Genomic DNA, 402 nt, shown 5'->3' with positions numbered 1-402 from the left:
AAATTACACATAAATCAGGTTGAACTACCGTGTGAATATTATCACCTTTTTCGTCCTTTTTAGGCAAACGTACATCAAACGGAGCTGAAAACAATTGACATTTTTTATTTTTAAAATAGATATGAAATTCTCCATGTAATGCTGAAGAAACTTTCTGATGTTTCAAACTGGGTGCAGGTGACATCTTGAAAATCTTTCCTTTGAGAAGCTCCACACGCTCTTCAAACTTCCAAAGAAGGTAGTCTGCGTATGTATACACACCGTTTACTAAATCTAACTGATTGATATTATTAATAGTAGCCATAAGAATTATTCATTATGTTAAAAAATATCCGAGGTGTGGATTTTCAACTCAGGAAATTTAACCGATGTAATATATTCATCTACAACGGGTTTCAAAAT

Annotated in this window: 1 protein-coding gene; it reads right to left on the bottom strand. The window is 32.6% G+C overall.

Annotated elements, in window-relative coordinates; translation table 11 throughout:
- On the bottom strand, positions 1 to 304 hold a 304-nt coding region (locus CCAND38_RS02140; RefSeq protein ID WP_042343497.1), incomplete at its 3' end, for a Uma2 family endonuclease.
- Positions 305 to 402: the final 98 nt, after the last annotated feature.

Origin of the sequence: Capnocytophaga canis (assembly GCF_000827555.1) — a bacterium.
GTDB lineage: Bacteria > Bacteroidota > Bacteroidia > Flavobacteriales > Flavobacteriaceae > Capnocytophaga > Capnocytophaga canis.
This window is presented reverse-complemented; position numbering and strand designations above follow the sequence as displayed.